This window comes from Bacillus sp. HMF5848, assembly GCF_003944835.1.
In the GTDB taxonomy this organism is placed as follows: domain Bacteria; phylum Bacillota; class Bacilli; order Bacillales; family HMF5848; genus HMF5848.
This window is the reverse complement of record NZ_RWIV01000001.1, coordinates 1017815-1039465: the sequence shown is the minus strand read 5'-3', so window position 1 is coordinate 1039465 and position 21651 is coordinate 1017815. Positions and strand designations below refer to the sequence as shown.

The following is a 21651-nucleotide window of genomic DNA, read 5'->3' as shown; positions in this document are numbered from 1 at the left end:
TATCAATGTACCAGGCATCTTATAAGATGTCTGGTATTTTTTTGACCAACATTGATGTTGTCCTTACTGGGAAGATCGAACCAGATTCTCGTTCAATTCATAAAATTTAGCCCAAGTTCACTAAACTTTAACAAAACCTATTCTAAAAAACATTTACGACAGACACTACAACTAGTAAAATATGTATGGTTTACCAAAAATTTGTTCACCCTTTGAGAGGAGCACTATCTCATGATTACTGTAGAAAACTTAAAAAAAGATTATAAAATACTAAAACGTGATCCCGGTTTATCCGGTGCGATGAAAGCATTATTTTATCGTCAGTATAATATTAAAGAAGCTGTAAAAGGTGTTAATTTTTCGATTAATCAAGGAGAATTGGTTGGTTACATCGGTGCAAATGGTGCTGGAAAATCAACTACGATAAAAATGCTTTCGGGTATTTTAACACCGAGCGAGGGAATGGTCAGCGTAAACGGAATTATCCCCTATAAAGAAAGACAAAAGAATGCTCGTCAAATTGGCGCAGTATTTGGACAGCGTACACAGCTGTTTTGGGACATTCCTGTTCGAGAATCATACGATTTACTAAAACACATTTACGAGGTTCCAGAAGAACAGTTTAAAGAAACGCTTAATTTATTTACAGAGGTACTTCAGCTTTCCTCTCTTCTCGAAATACCTGTACGTCAGCTTTCACTAGGACAAAAAATGCGCTGCGAGCTAGCCGCTGCTTTTTTACATAAGCCCTCCATTGTATATCTTGATGAGCCTACAATAGGGTTAGATGTGGCAGTAAAAAATAGCATTCGTCAATTTATTAAAGAAATGAATAGAAAATGGAATACAACAGTGTTGCTAACCACTCACGATATGCAGGATATTGAGGAAATTTGCAACCGAATTATCGTAATTGATGAAGGACAACTTGTCTATGATGGAGACATTCAAACATTTAAATACTCATATGGACAAAAACGATCAATATCCTTAGAAATGCCAGACACAGCTGCGTTTATTTTACCATTAGAGCTAGAATATATCGTTGATGTTAAGGAGTCAACAGAACACCACATTACCATTTCATTTAATAAGGATAATATGTCAGCTAGTGATGTGATAGGTAAAATATTACGTGAAAATGTCGTGACAGATATCACTATTTCAGAACCGAAAATCGAAACGATTGTGGAACAAATTTATAAGCACAGTATGTGAGGTGAGATTGGTGCGCAAATATATTAAAATAGCAAAATCACAGATGCAGGTCGCAAGTACATATAGTGCTTGGTATTGGGCAGGAAGTGCTTCGACTGTTATGCAGTTACTCATTATGTACTTTTTCTGGCATGCTGTTTATGAGAATAGAACATCTATCAATTCTATTAGTCTATCATCGATGCTTACTTACGTTGTCATCGCTATGTTACTCAGCCGTTTTGTAAGTGGGGTTGGCAATTTACTTTCCGAGAATATTAGCAACGGCAATGTGGCTATTGAGCTCTTAAGACCATACGACCTTATTTTTAAAATGATTGCTATTGATGCAGGTGAAAAAGTGACCGTCATTATCCGTGAAGCATTACCTATGATTATTGTAGCCGTAATATTTTTGCAGATTACGATGCCTGTTTCATTCCTATCTGGCATTCTATTCACTGTGAGTGCTGTACTAGGTATTTGTATTGGTACATTGTTTGACTTTATAGTAGGCGTATTGGCATTTTGGACTATAAATATTTGGGGACTTCGTGTATTAAAAGAAGCTATGGTCACTTTCTTTTCTGGTGCTCTCATACCTATTATACTGTTCCCTGATTGGTTAAAAGCTTTAAGTCAATATTTACCGTTTCAAGCCATGGTGTATACACCTGTTTCTATTTACACGGGAATCCTTACTGGCACGGACATGTATGTTGCAATTGCAATGCAAATCGTATGGGTTGCTGTACTATACATCGCCGTAAGATTGATTTGGCTAGTCGCTATGAAGAAAATTACGATTTTTGGTGGATAAGGGGTGAGAACAATGAAACGATATGCTAAACTATATTGGCAGTTTTTCAAAGCCCGACTAAAGGTTATGATGGAATACCGCGCAGACTTTTGGTTAGGAGTTAGCTCTGTCATGCTACAGCAATTCACGTCGATTTTTTTCGTAAAAATCGTCTTCGATCATATAGAGGAGTTAAACGGCTGGAATTTCTATGAGATCTTATTTATATATGGTATTGCAGCAACTGGGCGCTCGATACACCACATCTTTTTCGATAACCTTTGGACAATCGGATGGCAGTATATTAGGCCTGGTAACTTTGACCGGCTTTTAATACGTCCCATTAATCCATTGTTTCATATAGTAGCAGACCGAGTGCAGCAAGATGGAATTGGTCAGCTTATTATCGGTATAATTATTTTAGTAACGGCAATTCCGAACATTGATATTACTTGGAGTGTTTGGGCCGTGTGTATGTTAATCATCATGATATTAGCAAGTGGGGTCATTTTTGTTGCTGTTAATTTATTTTTTGCTACACTATCTTTTTGGATGATAGATAGCTTACCTGTTGTATGGGCTGTTTTCAACTTGAGTGATTTCGCACGCTACCCACTCACTATTTATCATCGTTCTATCCAAATTGTACTTACATGGATAATCCCATACGGATTTACAGCATTTTATCCAGCTGCTTATTTCATCGATAATGCTGGTTACCAAACATTCGCCTTATGGACTCCCGTCGTCGCAGCAGTTTGCTGGTTTCTAGCTTATTGGTTCTGGAATCAAGGCTTACGTGCTTTTGCAAGCACAGGAAGCTAAAGCTAACAAGTGTATAAATAAAAAACGTCTGGCACAGTAATATGTGCCAGACAAATGATGTCGGATTACACTTTATGAACGTTCGTCGCTTGTGGACCACGTTGACCTTGCTCAATTTCAAATTCAACCTCTTGCCCTTCATCTAAAGACTTAAAGCCTTCACTTTGAATTGCAGAGAAGTGAACAAATACATCGTCACCATCTTCGCGCTCAATAAATCCAAATCCTTTTTCACTGTTAAACCATTTTACTTTACCACGTTCCACTTTCTTTTCCTCCTAGCAATAAATCCTATTCACACATTTACTATGTGCGACGACAATATTATGTCCTTTAAAAACTTTTTTATAACACCTTTTAAAAATTTTTTAACTTAACCACACATATAAGTCATATAACGTAGCAATTTTTTCGTTTTCTAGTTTCTCTAACAACTGCAGCCACAATTGATACATCGCCTCAACATCCCCCTTCGCTGTATGTCTATTTTCACAACGAATATCATGAAAGCTTAAGGCATCGTCTAAAGTTGGAAAAGGCTGCTTATACAGTTTTTCTGTAATTTGTCTTAATTCAAATGCCGTTTGTGGAAGTGTTGATCGATATTGTCTCGATAAGAAATGATTTATAAATTGTACATCGTGTTGAATATGATACCCAACAACGCAACATTCATTTAGAAACTGCAATAATAACGGCATAACTTCATCCAGCGTTGGTGCTTTTAACACATCCTCATCTCGAATCCCTGTTAACTGAGTGATGTGCTCTGGGATTGATCGATTAGGATTCACGAAGCTTTCGTACCACCCATGATTTGTTCCATTCTTAATTTTAACACAAGCTACTGATATAATTTTATCCCCTTGTTGTGGGTAAAAACCTGTCGTCTCCGTATCAAGTACCACCCACGTTATTTCAGTCAATAGCATATTTAAATCCAATTTATTTTTATGAGCTTCTTTTAAATTTTGTCGCAACCAAGCTTCTTGTGAAAAGGAAGCGGCTGCTTCTCCTTTCGCTATACCTAGCGATTGTAACAACGCCGTCCATTGTTTAAAGGTTGGTTGCTTCATATTGAGCGTTCACCACTAACTTATTTACATATCTTTGTAACACTTTTGCAGTTTTTAATCCCTCTTTTAACAGCGCTCGGTCCTGTTCATGAAGATCACGTAGACATACATAATCTGCACTACTCTGTTCTTTAACAGAATATAGCAGCCTTAAATATAGCGCCGTTTGTAAAGCAATACAAATATCTTCATATAAAGCATGTGGTAAGTGATTTTTTGCAAACAATGTATAAGCACGTTCCCAAGTAGAATCCTTATCAACATGATAAATAGCACATAAAAATTTAATGCAATTTATAATGGGAACATATATGGCTTGCTTAATATTTAGCTTTCCAGCATGCTCTCCCCAACGCTCAGCATGAATATAACCAAAAAAGGATAGCGGCACTTCAGGCGTTAAGCAATGTTCCCCCATACGTTTTAGCGTCATAGCGGATGAATAAAGAAGCCTCTGCAAGTTTCTTTTACATACAACTATGAGCCGTGGATCACCATAGATGGCCCGTAAATCAGATGCTATTAGCAAATATCGAATATCATCTGGTGTATGTCCTTCAACATACTGTTTTATTTGCCTTTCCCAGTCTGCCAATTGCTTTTGCCATCTAGGATTCGTCGCCATGACATGTCCTTCGCAAAAGGGATAGCCTATGTCGTTCATGTATGAAGTACCAATTTTCGCTAACTCATTTATATACTGATAACAGCTTTCTTTGTTACCTTCATTACAATCAAAAATGATGCCGTTATCTTGGTCTGTACGTACAGTCTGTTCATGCCGTGCACCACTACCCATTATATACCAGCAGTAAGCATCCGGACGCTGTCCTATTCCTCTTAACTCTACCTCAATCTCAGCTAGCTTCAATACACGATACATAAGAGCATCATGAACTATACTTAGTTGCTTATATACACTAAACGTCACATCTCGATTTAACGATAAAAAATCGGGATGTCCTTTTAAAATCATCAAAATCTCATCATGCAACTCACGTAACATTGAAATGCTGTTAGCCTGCTCTATTTTATCTTGCAAATGCAGTAATTCATTCATATAATCACCTGAAAATTATGGCTTTGTATATATTATTTCTTGAAGTACATCACGTTTCCTTTAACACCACACATATTTTCAATAAAAATCCATTTAGTTAAAATAGGAACATTCAATAAACGACTATCCATTTATCGTATTAATTAAAGAATAATTGCATTACTTCAAAATGTTAATGCTTCTCTTTCACCTCAATTTCGTCGATTTCTATACAGTAAAAGAAAGGACCGAAGTGAGCACTCCGATCCTTTCCCCTCCTGCTTTAGCTGCTAATTTGATTAGATGATTTAAACTCTGGGTCTAATTGTTCTGGATACCCATATGAGCCATGCTCACTCATATCCAATCCTGTTACTTCTTGATCAGCTGTTACACGTAAGCCAATTGTCTTTTTCAGTGCATAAAGTACGACAAATGATACAACCGCAACATACGCAGCCGCTCCAAGCACTCCAACAGTTTGAACGATTAATTGATCGAATCCACCGCCATAGAATAAACCTGCTTTACCAATACCTGTTATTTCAACTAAACGTGGTGAAGCAAAGAAGCCTGTTGAGATCGTTCCAATAATACCTGCAATACCATGTACAGAGAATGCGTAAATCGGATCATCGATACCTTTCTTCTCAAAGTACACTGATGTCCAGAAAGTAAATGAACCCGCTACGGCACCAATTACGATAGCTGCCCAAGGCTCAACAAACGCACAAGCCGCCGTAATAGCAACTAACGCCGCTAACACACCATTGACCATCGCCGGAATATCTGCGCGACCTACTAATAATTTTGCAGTCACGATTGCTGCAATAGCTCCTGCTGCAGCTGCTAAGTTAGTCGTTAACGCAACATATGTGAAAAAGCCATCTCCTGCTGCCATCGTACTACCTGCATTGAATCCAAACCAACCAATCCATAAAATAAGTCCACCTAATACGGTATACACTTGGTTATGACCAGGAATGAAATTTGGTGTACCATCTTTATTGAATTTACCAATACGTGGACCTAAAAGAATTGTAGCAATTAAAGCTGCTATCGCACCTTGTAAATGTACGACTGTTGAACCTGCAAAGTCCTGCATCCCCATGGCACCTAACCAACCGCCACCCCATACCCAGTGACCAATAACTGGATAAATCGCAATAACGAAAATCGTACCAAACACAAAATATACTGCTAATTTCGCACGTTCAGCAAAGCCCCCCCAAGCAATTGCTAACGATACACCAACAAATGCCATTTGGAATAAAAATTTAAGTTCTAGTGGAACATTCGCCCATGATAGTGAATCGAATGTAGCTTCATCACCGATTAAGAACCAGCCTGATGTTCCTATGAAGCTATTTCCCGCTCCAAACGTAATTCCAAAACCAACTGCCCAAAACGCTATACTTGCAATCGCAAAGCTAAGTATTTGTTTTCCCGCTACGTGTGCAGAGTTTTTCATCCTTGTTGATCCTGCTTCTAATAAAGCAAATCCTGCTTGCATTCCAATAACTAAGACCGCCGCCACCATTACCCATAATGAGTCCAAAGCAAATGATAAAGTTTCAGCATTCATTTTTTTGTTCATCTCCCTTATGTTAGGTTTTGTTACATCGTTTGTTATAATATATTACAAGATTCAGATAATAGTCAATACTTATGTTATATTTTCTTACATAAAAAGTTCGACAAAAAAAATAAGCCGATAGAAAAACGGCTCTAAACACTTACATCTCTATGATTTTCTTTCAGATAAATTCTTTCAATAAAAATTAAAAAGACAGGCTTTTTTAGGGAGACGGGAAAAAGCTAACCCTCCCAATAAAATAAACTGCACTATGTCTACCTGACACAATGCAGTTCAGTTCAAAAAAATAATAAGTGAGTTATCTTTTCTATAGTACTTTTTTAGACAGGATACACTCCATGCTTTCTTTCTGAGAAAGTTAAGCACTTTGTTTCATATGCCCGTAAGCGATGATTTAGTTCTTCACGTAAACTGTTTGGCGCGATAATTGCGTCAATGACCATTTCGGCAGCTAAATGATAAATGTCGATATCTTTTTTATACTCCTCACGCTTTTCTTCGATAAAAGCAGATCGGTCTCCCTCTGGAAGTGAAGCAATTTTATTAGCATATACGGCGTTAACCGCGGCTTCAGGGCCCATTACAGCAATTTGTGCGTGCGGAAATGCCAAACAGCAATCTGGTTCAAACGCTGGACCCGCCATCGCATAAAGACCTGCCCCATAGGCTTTCCGTACAACAATCGATATTTTCGGGACTGTTGCTTCACTCATCGCTGCAATCATTTTTGCTCCGTGACGAATGATACCCGCACGCTCTACCTTCGTTCCAATCATAAATCCAGGAATATCCACTAAGAATACGAGCGGGATGTTGAAGGCATCGCATAATGTTATAAATTTTGCTGCTTTATCTGCCGAGTCATGAAATAGAACGCCTCCTTTTACACGAGGTTGGTTGGCGATTATACCAATAGACTTCCCATCCAGTCGCGCTAACCCCGTAATTAGCTCAGGAGCAAACAATTTTTTAATTTCACAAAAAGAGTCATCATCAATAAAACGTTCAATTAAGTCGTACATATTGAACGGTGCATTTTGATTCGCAGGTAATAAATCTTCAATACTTGTACTAAACTTCTTAGGTTCACTCCCTTTCACAACAGGGACTGTTTGCTTATAATTCGCTGGAAAATATGACAAATAGCGGCGCGCAAATGCTATCGCTTCTTCTTCTGTTTTTACAAGCACGTCGCCACAGCCAGACACAGAGCAATGCATGCGCGCACCGCCCATCTCCTCAAGAGTCACCTTTTCTCCAATGACCATTTCAGCCATACGCGGAGAACCTAAGTACATAGAAGCATTGCCTTCCACCATGACAACGACATCACAAAACGCTGGAATGTATGCACCACCAGCAGCGGATGGACCGAATAACAAACAAACTTGCGGTACTTTTCCTGAAAGCTTTACTTGATTATAAAATATTCGCCCCGCTCCCCGTCGTCCTGGAAACATTTCTACTTGATCTGTAATCCGCGCCCCAGCTGAATCGACTAAGTATAGCATCGGGCATTGAAGCTTTTCGGCCGTCTCTTGAATGCGAATGATTTTTTCAACGGTACGTGCTCCCCAAGAACCAGCTTTGACCGTCGAATCATTTGCCATTACACAAACAGTTTGACCATGTATTGTTCCAACTGCCGTCACCACACCATCAGCAGGAAGGCCACTTGCTAAACAGTTAGCAAACTCGGCATCTTCAAATTGGACGTCTTCATCAAAAAGTAACGCAAGGCGTTCGCGTACAAATAATTTTCCTTGTTCTTTATTTTTCTCGTGATACTTTTTGTCTCCCCCTTGGTGAATGTGTGCTTTTTTATCTAATAGTTCATCTGATCGTGACAATGATTTTTTCCTCCTTATTCACCCTTATATTCTGGTGGACGCTTTTCCCGAAACGCACGCAATCCTTCTATACGGTCATTCGTTCGAATGATTTGCTCGTATGCCATCTCCTCAATTGCTAAACCAGTTTCCAAATCACATTCAATCCCTTTATTTATTGCAAGCTTCGCATGAATCAGTGCTAGCGGAGCGTTGCGCGAAATTTGTTCTGCGAGTATCAACGCGTTCGATATTGCCCCCTCCTGCACAACCTGTTCGACCACACCTAATTGCTGTGCAGTTTTCGCATTTATTTTTGCAGCTGTGAATATTAATTCCTTCGCCTTTCCAGTGCCTATTAATCTAGGTAACCGTTGTGTACCGCCTGCTCCTGGAATAATACCGAGACTTGTCTCCGTTAAGCCAAGCTTCGCATTTGCGACAGCTATTCTTATATCACAAGCTAGCGCCAACTCTAACCCTCCGCCAAAAGCAGCCCCATTTATCGCACAAATGACTGGCTGCGGCAACTTTTCCACAGTGTCTATTGCTTTCCGTATGAGTGCGACATGCTTTTTAACATCCTCGTCTCCCATACCTGCTCGTTCCTTTAAATCGGCCCCAGCACAGAATACATTTTCACCAGCACCTGTTAAGATGACACAGCGAACGGAAGAATCATAGTGAATTTGTTCCACCAAATCTATTAATTCATGCAGCAGCTGTATGCTCAAAGCATTAGCCGCTTCAGGTCTATTTAACGTAATAATTGCGATATGTTCGTTTACTTTTTCTTTTAAAACTAATGGTGTCATCCTTCGCCTCCTGCTCGAAATATTTGACTATGACAACTATTTAGACGCAAACCAACTTGATTTTCTAAATACTTTGTCACTGTTGTTAAAACCTCTGACCTTACACCAGTAGAAACTCCCATTCGTTCAAGCATATATACTACGTCCTCTGTTGCGACATTACCGGACGCACCCGGCGCATATGGGCAGCCTCCCAAGCCCCCTATTGAACTATCAAACTTGTAAATCCCCATTTGCATGGATGTTAATATATTTGCTAGAGCTGTACCATGCGTATCATGAAAGTGCATAGCGATTTTACTTGGAGGTATAGAATTGCACATCGTTGCTAACAACGCCTCCACTTCAAGTGGCGTAGCTACTCCAATTGTGTCACCTAACGAAAGCTCTCGAACGCCAAACTCCAGAAGCACATCGGCAATTCGGTTTACTTGCGAAGCGTTAACTAACCCCTCGTACGGACATTCAATGACTGTGGAAATATATCCTCTAACAGTCTTGCCTGCAGCTTTCGCCTCTTGAATAACATTTTTTAAAATCGGCAATGTATCTTCAATTGATTTATTGATATTCTTCCGATTATGAGTCTCACTTGCTGATAAAAACACGGAGATCTCATCGATACCGGTTTGGAGCGCCCGCTGTAAGCCGCGTTCATTTGGAACTAATGCAGCATATGTCACACCTTCAATTCTCTCAATCCGAGAAGCTACTTCACTTGCATCAGCAAGCTGTGGAATCCACTTTGGATTGACAAAGGATGTTACTTCAATGTACTTCAAACCACTTTGAGATAAATGATTTATGAGCTGAATTTTATCTTCCGTACTAACAGACTTACTCTCATTTTGCAACCCATCTCGTGGGCCGACTTCCTTTATTTCTACAGTTGCCGGTAGATTCATAATTAGTCTAGCTCCATAAGAACATCGCCTTCATTTACAAAATCGCCTTCCGCTACCTTAACACCCTTCACCACACCAACCTGCTCGGCTGCAATAGGAATTTCCATCTTCATCGACTCTAAAATGACAACATCCTGGCCATTTGTCACTTCATCTCCTTCTGAAACAAGCACTTTCCATACATTCCCGGCCATACTCGCTAGAACCTTTGTCATCGTCTCACCTCTTTAATAAAATTGGTCGTTGCCTCGCCTTGTAAGAATGTTGGGTGGTCGATAACCTCCCGAAGAAACGGTATATTTGTTTTTATTCCCTCTACACGGTAGCCTGCTAATGCCTGGCGAAGCTTATCTATAGCCTCTGTACGCGTCGTACCTGACACTACTACCTTCGCAATCATAGGATCATAGAACGGCGTTACTGTCATTCCCGCTTCAACGCCAAGCTCATAACGTATCCATGACTCCTGTAAAAACGACATCTCTGTTATTTTCCCTGGTGATGGAAAAAATGTATTCGGATCTTCTGCGTAGATTCGTACCTCTATCGCGTGGCCAGTGCCTTTTATGTCTGATTGAGTGAGCTGTAAAGGGCTTCCAGCAGCAATCCGAATTTGTTGTTCTACTAAGTCTAGTCCTGTAATCTCCTCTGTTACCGGGTGCTCCACTTGAATGCGTGTATTCATTTCTAGGAAGTAAAAATTCTTTTGCTCATCCACGAGAAACTCAATAGTACCAGCGTTGCTATACCCTATATGTTTCGCTGCGCGAACGGCTGCATCTCCCATGCTTGCACGTGTTATGTCATCTAAAAACGGCGAGGGCGCTTCCTCGACAACCTTTTGATGACGCCTTTGAATCGAACAATCTCGTTCCCAAAGGTGCACAGTCGTTCCTTTTTGATCTGCAAGAATTTGTACTTCTATATGGCGCGGGTTCTCAATGTATTTTTCGATATACATGGTGCCATCACCAAAAAAGTTTGTAGCCCGCTGCTGGTTACTTTTAAAAGCTTTACGAATATCGTCATCACAGCTGACCACTTGCATCCCAATTCCGCCTCCACCCGCTGAAGCCTTCAGCATAACCGGATAGCCAATTTCGTTTGCTATTTTTATAGCTTCTTCTTCATCCTGAAGAGAATTTGTATAGCCTGGCACTATCGGCACACCCGCTTCCTGCATCGTGCGTCGCGCCTCAATCTTACTCCCCATCTTTTCTATTACATCCGCTGTGGGACCAATGAAGATAATGTCCTCTCTTTCACAGCGCCTTGCAAACGTTGAATTTTCAGATAATAGACCGTAGCCTGGATGAATAGCATTTACATTCGTTTGTTTAGCAATTGCGATTATTTTATCGATTACTAAGTAACTCTCATTGACACGTGGTGGCCCAATTAAATATGCTTCATCAGCAAGCTTGACGTGAGGGGCGTCTTTATCGGCTTCCGAATAGATAGCCACTGTTTTGATTTGTAGCTTTTGACATGTTTTCATAATGCGGACTGCTATTTCTCCGCGATTCGCTATTAGTATTTTTTCAAACATGGCTACCTCCTTGCACAATGCTTTTTGCTTGCTCCCTCAGTCGAAACTTTTGAATCTTCCCAGAGGCTGTCATAGGGTACTCATTCGTAAACGCAATATAGCGCGGGATTTTGTGCCTTGAAATGTTGCCCTTACAAAATTGTCTTATATCATCTTCTGTTAACTCGATACCTTGCTTTGGGATAATCCAAGCCATAACCTCTTCCCCATATTTTTCATCAGGGATGCCGACGACCTGCACATCCAAAATGGCAGGATGTTTATATAAAAACTCCTCAATTTCACGCGGGTAAATATTTTCCCCACCTCGAATAATCATGTCTTTTAATCTACCTGTAATACGACAGTAGCCGTTTTCATCCATGACAGCTAAATCGCCTGTATGAAGCCAACCTTCAACATCTATCGCATCTTTTGTTGCGGCATCATTATTGTAATAGCCTCGCATGACATGATAGCCACGTGTACAAAGCTCACCTTGGATACCCCTAGGCACTTCATTTGTGGTGCCGGGTTCAACAATTTTCACTTCTACATTAGGTAACGCTCGCCCCACTGATTCAACTCTAATCTCAATCGGGTCATCCGTTCTCGTCTGAGTAATTACCGGTGAAGATTCTGTTTGACCATAGGCAATTGTTATATCAGTTGCCCCCATTTTTTCAATAACAGCCTTCATCACCTCTATCGGGCAATTCGAGCCTGCCATAATACCGGTTCGAAGGGACTCAAGCTTATAAGAAAGGAAGCTCGGATCGTTTAATTCTGCGATAAACATAGTTGGAACCCCGTGTAACGCTGTACATTTTTCTTTTTCAACCGCTTCTAACACTGCTGCGGGTTGAAACTCAACTACAGGTACCATCGTAGCCCCTACTGTGACACAGGCGAGTGTTCCAAGCACACAACCAAAGCAATGGAAAAATGGGACAGGAATGCATAGCCTGTCATTTTGCGTTAGATTCATGCAGCTCGCAATGTTGTAGGCATTATTCACAATGTTAGAGTGAGTGAGCATCACTCCTTTTGGAAATCCTGTAGTACCTGATGTATATTGCATGTTAATAACATCTTGTGGATGGAGAGATTGTTCACGTGCTAGTAGTGTTTCGTCGGATACTTGTGCCCCCATCTCAACTACATCACCCCAATTGAATGTACCCGGGTATTTATTTTCTCCAAGTACAATAACGTTTTTTAAACATGGCAGTGCTTTTGATTCAAGCTGACCGGGCTCACTCGTCTTTAGCTCTGGTGCAATTTCATACAAAGTGTTGATGTAGGACGTATCACGAAATTTCTCCATTAAAATAAGAGTAGTTGAATCAGATTGCTTTAATAAGTATTCAAGCTCTGCTCGTTGATAATTCGTATTGACAGTAACAAGCACAGCCCCAGCCTTTGCCGTGGCAAATTGACTTGTTAGCCATTCGGGCTTATTTGTCGCCCAGATTGCTACGTGCTCTCCCGCTTGAATACCTAAATGGATGAGCCCCTTCGCTACCTTATGACAATGGTCATTGAACTCCTTGTATGTCATTTTCAAGTCACGGTCCGGGTACACAACCGCTTCATGATCAGGATGCTTCTCTGCCTTTTTCGACAGCAGCTCACCAACGGTAACCTGTAACAGTTCCATAGCATACCTCCTTGGATTTTTTCTTAGTGCTGTAAAATATTAGATGGACACGGAACGTCTCTCGTTCGGCGTGTAAGATTCTTGTAGCTGAATGAGAAACTTGTAAATGTCGTGTGTCGCATGAAACTTTGAAACTGTCTCATAAACCCAAAGTTCTACACGTTGCACCTGAATTGTTCACGCATAAAAATTGATGTTGATTCTAAGCCTTTACGCATAAATTGGAAAAATTCACGCATAAATCTGATTTTTTTACGCATAAAGCTCAAAGTTTTACGTATAAACTAAATTTTTCACGCAAAAATCAAAATTTCACGCAAAAACTTAGAAATCCCACGCATAAAGCTCAAATTTTTCCGCATAACTTCTTTCGCACATGAGTTCTTTTGTCCTAAGCACAAATTCTCAATTAAATTAGCAACCTATCTGTCTAGCAATGACAAGCCTTTGAATTTCCGATGTACCTTCACCAATCTCCATTAATTTAATATCACGCAGATGGCGTTCTACCTCGTATTCACGCATATAGCCGTACCCACCATGAATTTGAATAGCCTGATTACAAGCACGAAAGCCCGCTTCTGAAGCATATAGCTTCGCAAATGCCGCTTCCTTCGCAAACGGTTTATCATTATCTTTTAACCAAGCCGCTTTGTGCACCATAGTACGGGCGAGTTCAATCTCCATCGCCATATCAGCTAACTTAAACTGTATCGCCTGAAACTTTGAAATCGACTGTCCGAACTGCTTACGCTCCTTTGCATACTGCAGTGCTTTTTCATAGGCTGCCTGGGCAATACCAACCGAAAGAGCAGCAATCGAAATTCGGCCTCCATCTAGCGTATATAAAAACTGCTTAAATCCCTTCTGGTGATCTCCTAGTATATTTTCTTTAGGCACACGTACATCCGTTAAAACAATCTGACATGTGTTTGAGGCACGAACACCCATTTTTTCATAATTGCATGTAATATCAACGCCCTCTGCATCGGTTGGTACAATGATGGCAGAAATAATAGGCTTACCACGTTCATCCTGTCCGGTGACAGCGGTTACAATCACTTGTCTTGCGTAGCCAGCGTTTGTAATCCAGCATTTCTCTCCATTAATGATGTACGTCTCACCATCAAGAATCGCTTTGGTCTGCGTTCCACCTGCATCTGATCCTGCGTTTGGCTCAGTTAAACCGAACGACCCTAACGTTTCACCCTTTGCCATCGGTACGAGCCATGTTTGCTTTTGCTCTTCCGTTCCAAAATAGTAAATAGGTGAAGCCCCAAGAGATACAGCAGCCGCATAGCTTAGTCCCGTCCCACCGCACGCTTTTCCAATTTCCTCAACAGCAATGGCGTATGACATCGTATCCGCACCAGCACCACCGTACTCTTCAGGAAACGGTAAACCTAGTAAACCGAGCTCTCCAATCTTTTTAAAAATATCTTGAGCAAACTCACTGGTACGGTCTAGACTCTCCGCAAGAGGTTTTATTTCACGTTGTGCGAAATCAGAAACCATTTCTTGAATCATTATTTGCTCTTTCGTAAATGAAAAATTCATGTTGTCATCTCCTTCTCCCAGAGATTTATTAATCCACTGTGTGTATTGTTTGATATGCTTAAGTTCTCGTATTCTCACTAACGGCGTTTTGTATGACTAAGGTGGTGATTTTCAAGAATTTTTTCGGATTTTTCAAGAATTCGGCCACTTTTCAAGAAAATTTCGGCTCTTTTCAAGAATTTCCCACTGGTTTTCAAGAATTTTTCCGCGGTTTTCAAGAATTCGGCCACTTTTCAAGAAAAATTCAGCTCTTTTCAAGAATTTCTCAACGGTTTTCAAGAATTTTTCCGCGGTTTTCAAGAATTTCACTCGTTTTCAAGAAAAATTCGGCTCTTTTCATGAATTTCTCACTGGTTTTCATGAAGTTTTCCGCGGTTTTCAAGAATTCGGCCACTTTTCAAGAGAATTTCGGCTCTTTTCAAGAATTTCTCACTGCTTTTCAAGAATTTCTAGCCGGTTTTCAAGAATTTCTCAGGGTTTTTCATGAATTTCACTTGTTATTAAGGATTCACGTCAGGCAATTAGGACGAACCTACACCCCCACCCTAATTCCGTACCGACCAGTTGGTCTGAGCAAGACTAAAAAAAATATCAACTATATACAAGGTATTTTTCGAAAAAAATGTGCGTACTGCTTATTGACCTTTGCATCGTTAGTTAAAATGGAATGTAATATTAAATCAATATAAAGCTCAGCAATTTCCTCTATAGTTGATGCACCATTAGGTTGATACCACTTGTATGTCCAGTTCACTGTGCCTAATATAGACATAACAGTGATATCAATATTTAGTTCTTCTCGAAACTCTCCCGACTGAACTCCCTCTACAATCACCGCACGCATTATAGTCCGAAACTCATCACGTTTTGTGGCAATGGCTTCCTTATACTCAGGTCGTAGATACATACTTTCCTGGTAAAACACCGTGATATGCGCTTTATACATGTGAAACACTTTAACAAACGACTGAATCACCGCGACTAGCTTTTCTGTAGGGGTGGCACACTCTTCAAAGGCTCTTTTTGCTTTCTCCAACACATATGAAATAAAATAATCATGAATTTCATATAACAATTCATCCTTGGAGGAAAAATTATGATAAAATCCGCCCTTTGAAGCACTGCACTCAGCAACAATCTGATTGACAGTCACACCATGGTATCCATATCGTTCGAACAATTGTAAGGCTGCATCTAGTATTCTTTCTTTTAGCGGTTTACTATCAGACAACTGTTATATCACCACCTAACGTTCGCATACACTTAATACATAAAACCCACTCACTTAATTTTTATTAACGTAGAGGTGATGATATGCCTGTAAAAAATGCTTGGATTCCTTCTGATGAATATAAAAAAAATACACGCTTATATAACTGGATGAAAAAGCTTGGCTACGAGGACTATGATTCTTTCTATAAAAAAAGTATTGAAGATGTTGCATGGCTTTGGGAACAAGCGGAAAAAGAGTTAGAAATCAACTGGAATTCAAGATATACTGATACGCTCAATTTAGAAAACGGTCTCCCCTATCCGAAATGGTTTTCGGAGGGCACACTAAACATTTATGATTCTTGTGTTACGAAATGGCTGCACCACCAGCACCCTGCTATTATTTGGGAGGGGGATGACGGCACAAAGACAACCTTATCTTTCCCAGAACTGCATAGACAGGCTACGAAACTAGCAATTGGCTTACGCTTACTTGGGGTTAAAAAAGGAAATGTAATAGGGCTGTACATGCCTATGATTCCTGAAACTGTAATAGCACTATTGGCGGCAGCAAAAATAGGGGCTATCATTTGTCCAGCTTTTTCTGGATATGGTGCCGACGCTGTAGCCACACGAATGAATGCTGCCAAGGCGAAAATTCTTATTACAGCGGATGGTTTTAAACGTAGAGGCAAACAGATTCATTTAAAACAACAAGCAGATTTAGCTGTTCAACAAACACCTTCTGTTGAAAAAACACTTGTCGTCACTCGCCTACAAAGCGAGATAGCATGGAAAGAAACAGATGTTCATTGGGATACATTAATGAACAGCGAAACAACGCTGCCTAATGAAATAATGGGGACGGACGAAACTCTGATGATTTTATTTACATCTGGAACGACTGGTAAACCTAAGGGTGCGAGACATACTCATGCAGGCTTCCCCATTAAAGCCGCGTTTGACGCCGCTATGGGAATGGATGTACGTCAAGGGGATTGCTTGTTTTGGTATACAGACATGGGATGGATGATGGGGCCATTTTTAGTATTTGGAGGGCTCATTAATGGCGCTACCATTCTACTATTTGAGGGTACACCAGATTATCCAGCTCCAGACCGCTTGTGGCAAATAGTTGATACGCATCACGTCACACACTTAGGTATCTCACCTACATTAATTCGCTCGCTTATGAAGCATGGAGAGGAATGGGTGAACAAGCATCACCTCAGCTCGTTACGTGTTATCGGCTCAACAGGAGAGCCCTGGAACCCCGAACCATGGTGGTGGACGTTCGAAACCGTTGGCAAGAAAAAAGTGCCTATCTTCAACTATTCTGGTGGCACTGAAATTTCCGGTGGCATTTTGGGTAACGTGCTTGTAAAGCCCATTAAAGAAGTATCCTTCAACGCGGCTCTTCCTGGGATGGCTGTAGATGTGTATGATTCAAGCGGTATTTCTGTAAAAAATGAAGTAGGTGAATTGGTTTTAAAGAAACCTTGGGTTGGCATGACAAGTGGATTTTGGCAGGAAAACGAACGATATGAAAAAACATATTGGAGTCGTTGGAAAAATACATGGGTACACGGAGATTGGGTGTCACAAGATGATGATCAGTTTTATACTATTACAGGGCGTTCAGATGATACGTTAAATATAGCAGGAAAAAGACTCGGTCCAACGGAAATTGAATCGATATTAGTCGATCATACTCATGTAGTAGAAGCTGCGACAATTGGAATACCTGATAAAACAAAAGGTGAGGTAGCAGTATGCTTCGTCGTTTTGTTATCAGGTGATACTGCCGAGTCAATCAAACAACAATTATTTGATCTTGTTCAAACAAAGCTCGGAAAAGCCATGAAGCCAGCAGAAATTTTTTTCGTATCTGACTTACCTAAAACAAGAAATTCAAAAGTTATGCGACGGATGATTAAGGCAGCGTACCTGCAAGTAGATCCAGGTGACACGTCGGCATTGGAAAATCCTGAGAGTTTAGAGGAAATTCGTAATTTAGTTCATTCCAAACAATGAGGTACGGGATTACATTATAACGTCTGTTAACTCTTCGCTAATTACTTGCTTTATAGCTTCCTATTGCTACATTTAAATGTTCTAGAATAGAAGTAAGCCGTTCTGGATTAGCAATAACTTTATCCAGTGTCCGATCTGTCATTCGAATTTCAAATTCTGCGAATACCTTCTTTGTCTCAGGCCAAACAGAAACAATGGTAGCAGGTGACATATTTGCTTGAATAACCATAGTACCTCCTAAACGTGATTATTTGCTACCATTTTAACAAGGTATATAGAAGAAAACAAATACAAACACAACTTACTCAACCAAGTAAGAAAAAAGCGGCTTGCTCAGCGCCTACCAGCTTAAGCCGTCCCCCGTACAGAGGGGGGACGACTTAAGACCTCGAGGGGCAAGGCGCTGGAGCTAGCCACTAATCTCGGTTAACAACTTATGCACTTTAACGTTAAGAAAGCTTGAGGTCTTACTCCTCAAGCTTTCTTGCTTAATTACTTCATATTGTTAATTCGATGTAAAATTGTTATAGCTTGTGCTCGTGTTAACGTCTCGTCAGCATGATAAGAAGCAAAGGTCTTTTCATATTCTCCTTTATCATTTGCATATCCAGTCACAATCCCGTTTTCATACAGCCACGATACAGCGTCTTCAACGGTCATATCTTGTCTAGCAAGTAGTTTCGCAAACAATACTGCTGCTTCTCCGCGAGTAATAACACCAGCTGGAGTTTCATTTGTTGGAACTCCTAACTGAGCAGCAATCGCATATAATTCCTCATCGCTTTCATCCGTTAATAACGCTGATGCCGCAAAGCGAAATAAAATCGTCAAAGCTTGACGTTCTGTTATCGCGTCATATGGTTTTAATAGTTTTTCAGTTTCATACCCCTTCATAATTTCATTCTCAACTGCCCACGTCATCGGTTCAGCCCAGTATGCATCTGGATCAAAGTCAGTAAACAACTGTGTCATCGCAACACGTTCCTTCACCGTCCCCGTTTTTACCCAACTTGCTATATCTTCTATAAACTCTATTGGAACATTGGCTGGTATTGCATATTCCAACGTCGTAGGTACACCCGCAAAGTTAACAAGTATGTGCGTTAGATTAGGGTACGTTTTATACGTTACGTTCGAGTAGCCTTGCAATGCTTCTTTCCAAATATCTAACTCGCTTACTGGCACTTGTAAATCTTTTTCACCTTGTAAAAACAACAAAGGAACCGTTTGTTGAGCCGCTAGTGTGCCAGCGTCATAATCACGTAAATCAAACCAATACGCCGCCTGATTTCCTAATCCTACTTCTGCTGGTACATTCGTAGCGTTGTAGTCAGGATTATTTAAGACGTCTACTATAGCACTCCATTGAGCTAGCATAGCCTCTCCTTGAGCCAATTGTTCCGGTGTGGCACCAAGTTTCTTGCCGCGTTCCAAGCCTTGCTCATATTGCCATAAAAGTAGCTCATGTAATGGTGTAATGGGACCCGCTAAGCTAATCCCGCCCGCTATTAAACCTTCTGTATCTGCTTCTAAAATTCTTGGTAAAACATAGCCACCTAAGCTATGACCAACTACAAATATATTTGTACTATCAAGTTCAGGCATAGAGCTTACTAGTTTAACAGCCTCAATCGCATCATCAACAGTTTCTTCTTTTACCGTTAAATCTGGCATGAGGGAGGCCTTTAATCCATGGATTTTCGTACGTTTATCATATCGTAATACCGCAATGCCTTCGTTCGCTAATCCTACTGCCATATCGCGAAATGATTTAGTCGAATAAATGGTTTCATCCATATCATTTGGCCCCGAACCATGTACAAGAACAACTGTTGGAAATGGTCCTACTTCTTGAGTAGGAATAATTAATTTCCCTGGTAAAGCATACTTACCTTCACCCACTACAACATCTTTTTCCGTGTAGGCATCCTCTACTTCATATGTAGGTGCTTGATAGTTTGTTTCCATTTGGGGTGTTGGTCCCGAAAAACTTTCAACTGAACCATCATCATTTACATAGATTATTAGTTCCATTGGCATAGTCTGATCCGCAACCGCTACATTAAACACAAATGTTACTTTTGAAAAAACGAGATTTTTACTAACCGTAACATCTGTCGGTTCAGTGAGTTCCCCATACTGTGCTGTAAACTGTGTCATAACAGCAGTAACTAATGTAATTACCTTATCCTTTTCATCAAGTTCCTTTACATTAGAACTGAACATGTCATACATTTCATCCCATTGTTTTTCTTGCATGTAAGTTAAAAATTGTTCCGCTACCTCTTCAGCGTTCAGCATTTCCTCAGCCTGAACGCTATTAAAGCTCACTCCAAAAATCGAGCCAAACATTAAAGCGATAATTATGACATACTGAATATTTTTTTTCAGCATTATTTTCCCTCCTTTTCCATAACACTTATAATACGAATTGCTTTCATATGAAGTTCGATGATTTCGCAGGTATTTTTGTACAATTTGTTACAAAAAAAGGATTTTCATAAAAAATATGTAATTATATATGATAGAGACCTTCTACTTGTCTGTTGCTCACATATACTACATTAGTGGGAAGTTCACTTTATAAAAGGGGGGCTTTACGAATGAGCGAAGAACGTGACAAAATGCTGAGAATTAACCGTCAAGCCAAGGAGATACTTCAATCAATGCTGCGAGATGGCAAGGAGTATGACGAATACCTGTTAAAAAATGCTGTAGAACAGCTAGCTCGTTCTGTAGTTGATTTATCAAACATTCAGCTCGGACTTGATTCAGATCCTCCAACTACCTTAAAAGCAACAGTCGTAAAACTTCAAATCGCACAAAATTCGGTTGAATTTTCACAACCAAAACAACTCGCTTAATACAAACTGTTCTCCCGTAGTCAATTGGCTACGGGTTCTGTTTAGTGTAGGATATAAATCTACAGTTGCATGAAATTAATATTAATAGACGACTCAACAAAATAACGAATAGAAAAAAGGATGGCATTTGACATCCTTTTTTCTATTCGTTATTGTTCATGTTTTATTACGAGTAAAAAGTCTTCTTCCTCTTATAATTACATCAGTACTTATAAAACCAAAGCTATGATATACATGTATTGCATTAATATTTTCATCATTACATAAAAGCTTGATTGAATCATATTCTCCAAACGGGCAGGACTCAATATATTGTAAAATCATTTTTAATGCCTTTTTTCCAAAGCCATGTTTTTGATATTTTTTATCAATCATTAACACATCGATCATATAGCAATCTTCTTTAAAATTATATGCTTCTTCACAAGAGGGAACATATACTACTTTTGTAAAACCTACTAACTCGCTCTTTTCATATATGGCGAAACAGCTATCAGGATACCCATACTTTACATTTACGTATGCCTGAGCCAAGAATACTGCATTATCAGCAACAAATTTTTTTTGCGTTTCATTCACTTTTAACGCTAAAACATCCCAGAGATTATCCCACGTAATTTCTTTAAACTCCATAATCAACATCACCTACTTAAATCGAAAATTAAAGTTCTCTCTCCGAAAGATTTAGAAGCAACAGTGTGGTTCTACGAAAAG

Annotated in this window: 20 protein-coding genes; 5 read left to right on the top strand and 15 right to left on the bottom strand. The window is 39.9% G+C overall.

From position 1 onward, the window contains the following. Positions 1-231: 231 nt before the first annotated feature. Genes EJF36_RS05050 through EJF36_RS05040 form a run of 3 tightly spaced genes read left to right on the top strand, consistent with a single transcriptional unit; the run spans position 232 to position 2821 of the window. Entirely contained in the window at positions 232-1218 is a 987-nt protein-coding gene (locus tag EJF36_RS05050) for an ABC transporter ATP-binding protein (protein WP_125905276.1), read from the top strand. A 10-nt stretch (positions 1219-1228) separates the two neighbouring features. Beyond that, a complete protein-coding gene (locus EJF36_RS05045) occupies positions 1229-2017 on the top strand; it encodes an ABC transporter permease (RefSeq protein WP_125905275.1) in 789 nt (262 codons plus the stop codon). 12 nt (positions 2018-2029) lie between these two features. Next, positions 2030-2821, top strand: a complete 792-nt coding sequence (locus EJF36_RS05040) for an ABC transporter permease (protein WP_125905274.1) — start codon at positions 2030-2032, stop codon at positions 2819-2821. A 65-nt stretch (positions 2822-2886) separates the two neighbouring features. On the opposite strand, the gene EJF36_RS05035 is transcribed toward EJF36_RS05040, so the two are convergent. From EJF36_RS05035 to EJF36_RS04980, 12 genes are all read right to left on the bottom strand, one after another. Continuing rightward, positions 2887-3087: a cold-shock protein gene (locus EJF36_RS05035; protein ID WP_125905273.1), complete on the bottom strand. Its 201-nt coding sequence runs from the start codon at positions 3085-3087 to the stop codon at positions 2887-2889. Between the two features lie 102 nt (positions 3088-3189). Further along, positions 3190-3897: an exonuclease domain-containing protein gene (locus EJF36_RS05030; protein WP_125905272.1), complete on the bottom strand. Its 708-nt coding sequence runs from the start codon at positions 3895-3897 to the stop codon at positions 3190-3192. Continuing rightward, positions 3878-4957, bottom strand: coding sequence for a DUF294 nucleotidyltransferase-like domain-containing protein (locus EJF36_RS05025; RefSeq protein WP_125905271.1), 1080 nt, complete (start codon positions 4955-4957; stop codon positions 3878-3880). Before EJF36_RS05025 ends, EJF36_RS05030 begins: the two co-directional genes overlap by 20 nt. A gap of 262 nt (positions 4958-5219) precedes the next feature. Beyond that, complete coding sequence (locus tag EJF36_RS05020) at positions 5220-6521, bottom strand: ammonium transporter (protein WP_125905270.1); 1302 nt, start codon at positions 6519-6521, stop codon at positions 5220-5222. A 332-nt stretch (positions 6522-6853) separates the two neighbouring features. After that, positions 6854-8383 (bottom strand): acyl-CoA carboxylase subunit beta, encoded by a 1530-nt coding sequence (locus EJF36_RS05015; RefSeq protein ID WP_185806815.1) that lies wholly within the window; start codon positions 8381-8383, stop codon positions 6854-6856. Positions 8384-8397: 14 nt separating this feature from the next. After that, the gene (locus EJF36_RS05010) at positions 8398-9177 is read right to left on the bottom strand and encodes an enoyl-CoA hydratase (RefSeq protein ID WP_125905268.1); all 780 of its coding nucleotides are present in this window, start codon (positions 9175-9177) and stop codon (positions 8398-8400) included. Then, positions 9174-10082, bottom strand: a complete 909-nt coding sequence (locus EJF36_RS05005; protein ID WP_125905267.1) for a hydroxymethylglutaryl-CoA lyase — start codon at positions 10080-10082, stop codon at positions 9174-9176. The genes EJF36_RS05010 and EJF36_RS05005 overlap by 4 nt, the downstream gene beginning before the upstream one ends. A 2-nt stretch (positions 10083-10084) precedes the next feature. Further along, positions 10085-10297 carry an acetyl-CoA carboxylase biotin carboxyl carrier protein subunit gene (locus EJF36_RS05000; protein ID WP_125905266.1) on the bottom strand — a complete coding sequence of 71 codons (213 nt, stop codon included), beginning with the start codon at positions 10295-10297 and terminating at the stop codon, positions 10085-10087. Then, positions 10294-11631 (bottom strand): acetyl-CoA carboxylase biotin carboxylase subunit, encoded by a 1338-nt coding sequence (locus EJF36_RS04995; RefSeq protein WP_125905265.1) that lies wholly within the window; start codon positions 11629-11631, stop codon positions 10294-10296. Before EJF36_RS04995 ends, EJF36_RS05000 begins: the two co-directional genes overlap by 4 nt. Next, positions 11624-13264, bottom strand: a complete 1641-nt coding sequence (locus tag EJF36_RS04990) for an AMP-binding protein (protein WP_125908266.1) — start codon at positions 13262-13264, stop codon at positions 11624-11626. The genes EJF36_RS04995 and EJF36_RS04990 overlap by 8 nt, the downstream gene beginning before the upstream one ends. Positions 13265-13684: 420 nt before the next feature. Then, the gene (locus EJF36_RS04985; RefSeq protein WP_125905264.1) at positions 13685-14827 is read right to left on the bottom strand and encodes an acyl-CoA dehydrogenase family protein; all 1143 of its coding nucleotides are present in this window, start codon (positions 14825-14827) and stop codon (positions 13685-13687) included. Positions 14828-15422: 595 nt separating this feature from the next. After that, positions 15423-16058, bottom strand: coding sequence for a TetR/AcrR family transcriptional regulator (locus EJF36_RS04980; RefSeq protein ID WP_125905263.1), 636 nt, complete (start codon positions 16056-16058; stop codon positions 15423-15425). Between the two features lie 83 nt (positions 16059-16141). On the opposite strand from EJF36_RS04980, the gene EJF36_RS04975 reads away from it, so the two are divergent. After that, the gene (locus EJF36_RS04975; protein ID WP_125905262.1) at positions 16142-18073 is read left to right on the top strand and encodes an AMP-binding protein; all 1932 of its coding nucleotides are present in this window, start codon (positions 16142-16144) and stop codon (positions 18071-18073) included. Positions 18074-18110: 37 nt separating this feature from the next. On the opposite strand, the gene EJF36_RS04970 is transcribed toward EJF36_RS04975, so the two are convergent. Both EJF36_RS04970 and EJF36_RS04965 read right to left on the bottom strand, forming a co-directional pair. Next, entirely contained in the window at positions 18111-18302 is a 192-nt protein-coding gene (locus tag EJF36_RS04970) for a hypothetical protein (RefSeq protein WP_125905261.1), read from the bottom strand. 263 nt (positions 18303-18565) lie between these two features. Then, positions 18566-20467 (bottom strand): alpha/beta fold hydrolase, encoded by a 1902-nt coding sequence (locus tag EJF36_RS04965; RefSeq protein ID WP_125905260.1) that lies wholly within the window; start codon positions 20465-20467, stop codon positions 18566-18568. Between the two features lie 209 nt (positions 20468-20676). Between EJF36_RS04965 and EJF36_RS04960 the strand changes: the two genes are divergently transcribed. Beyond that, on the top strand, positions 20677-20937 hold the full coding sequence (locus EJF36_RS04960) for a hypothetical protein (protein ID WP_125905259.1): 261 nt from the start codon (positions 20677-20679) through the stop codon (positions 20935-20937). Positions 20938-21093: 156 nt separating this feature from the next. Here EJF36_RS04960 and EJF36_RS04955 read toward each other — a convergent pair whose 3' ends face one another. Continuing rightward, complete coding sequence (locus EJF36_RS04955) at positions 21094-21570, bottom strand: GNAT family N-acetyltransferase (protein WP_185806814.1); 477 nt, start codon at positions 21568-21570, stop codon at positions 21094-21096. Positions 21571-21651 lie beyond the last annotated feature (81 nt).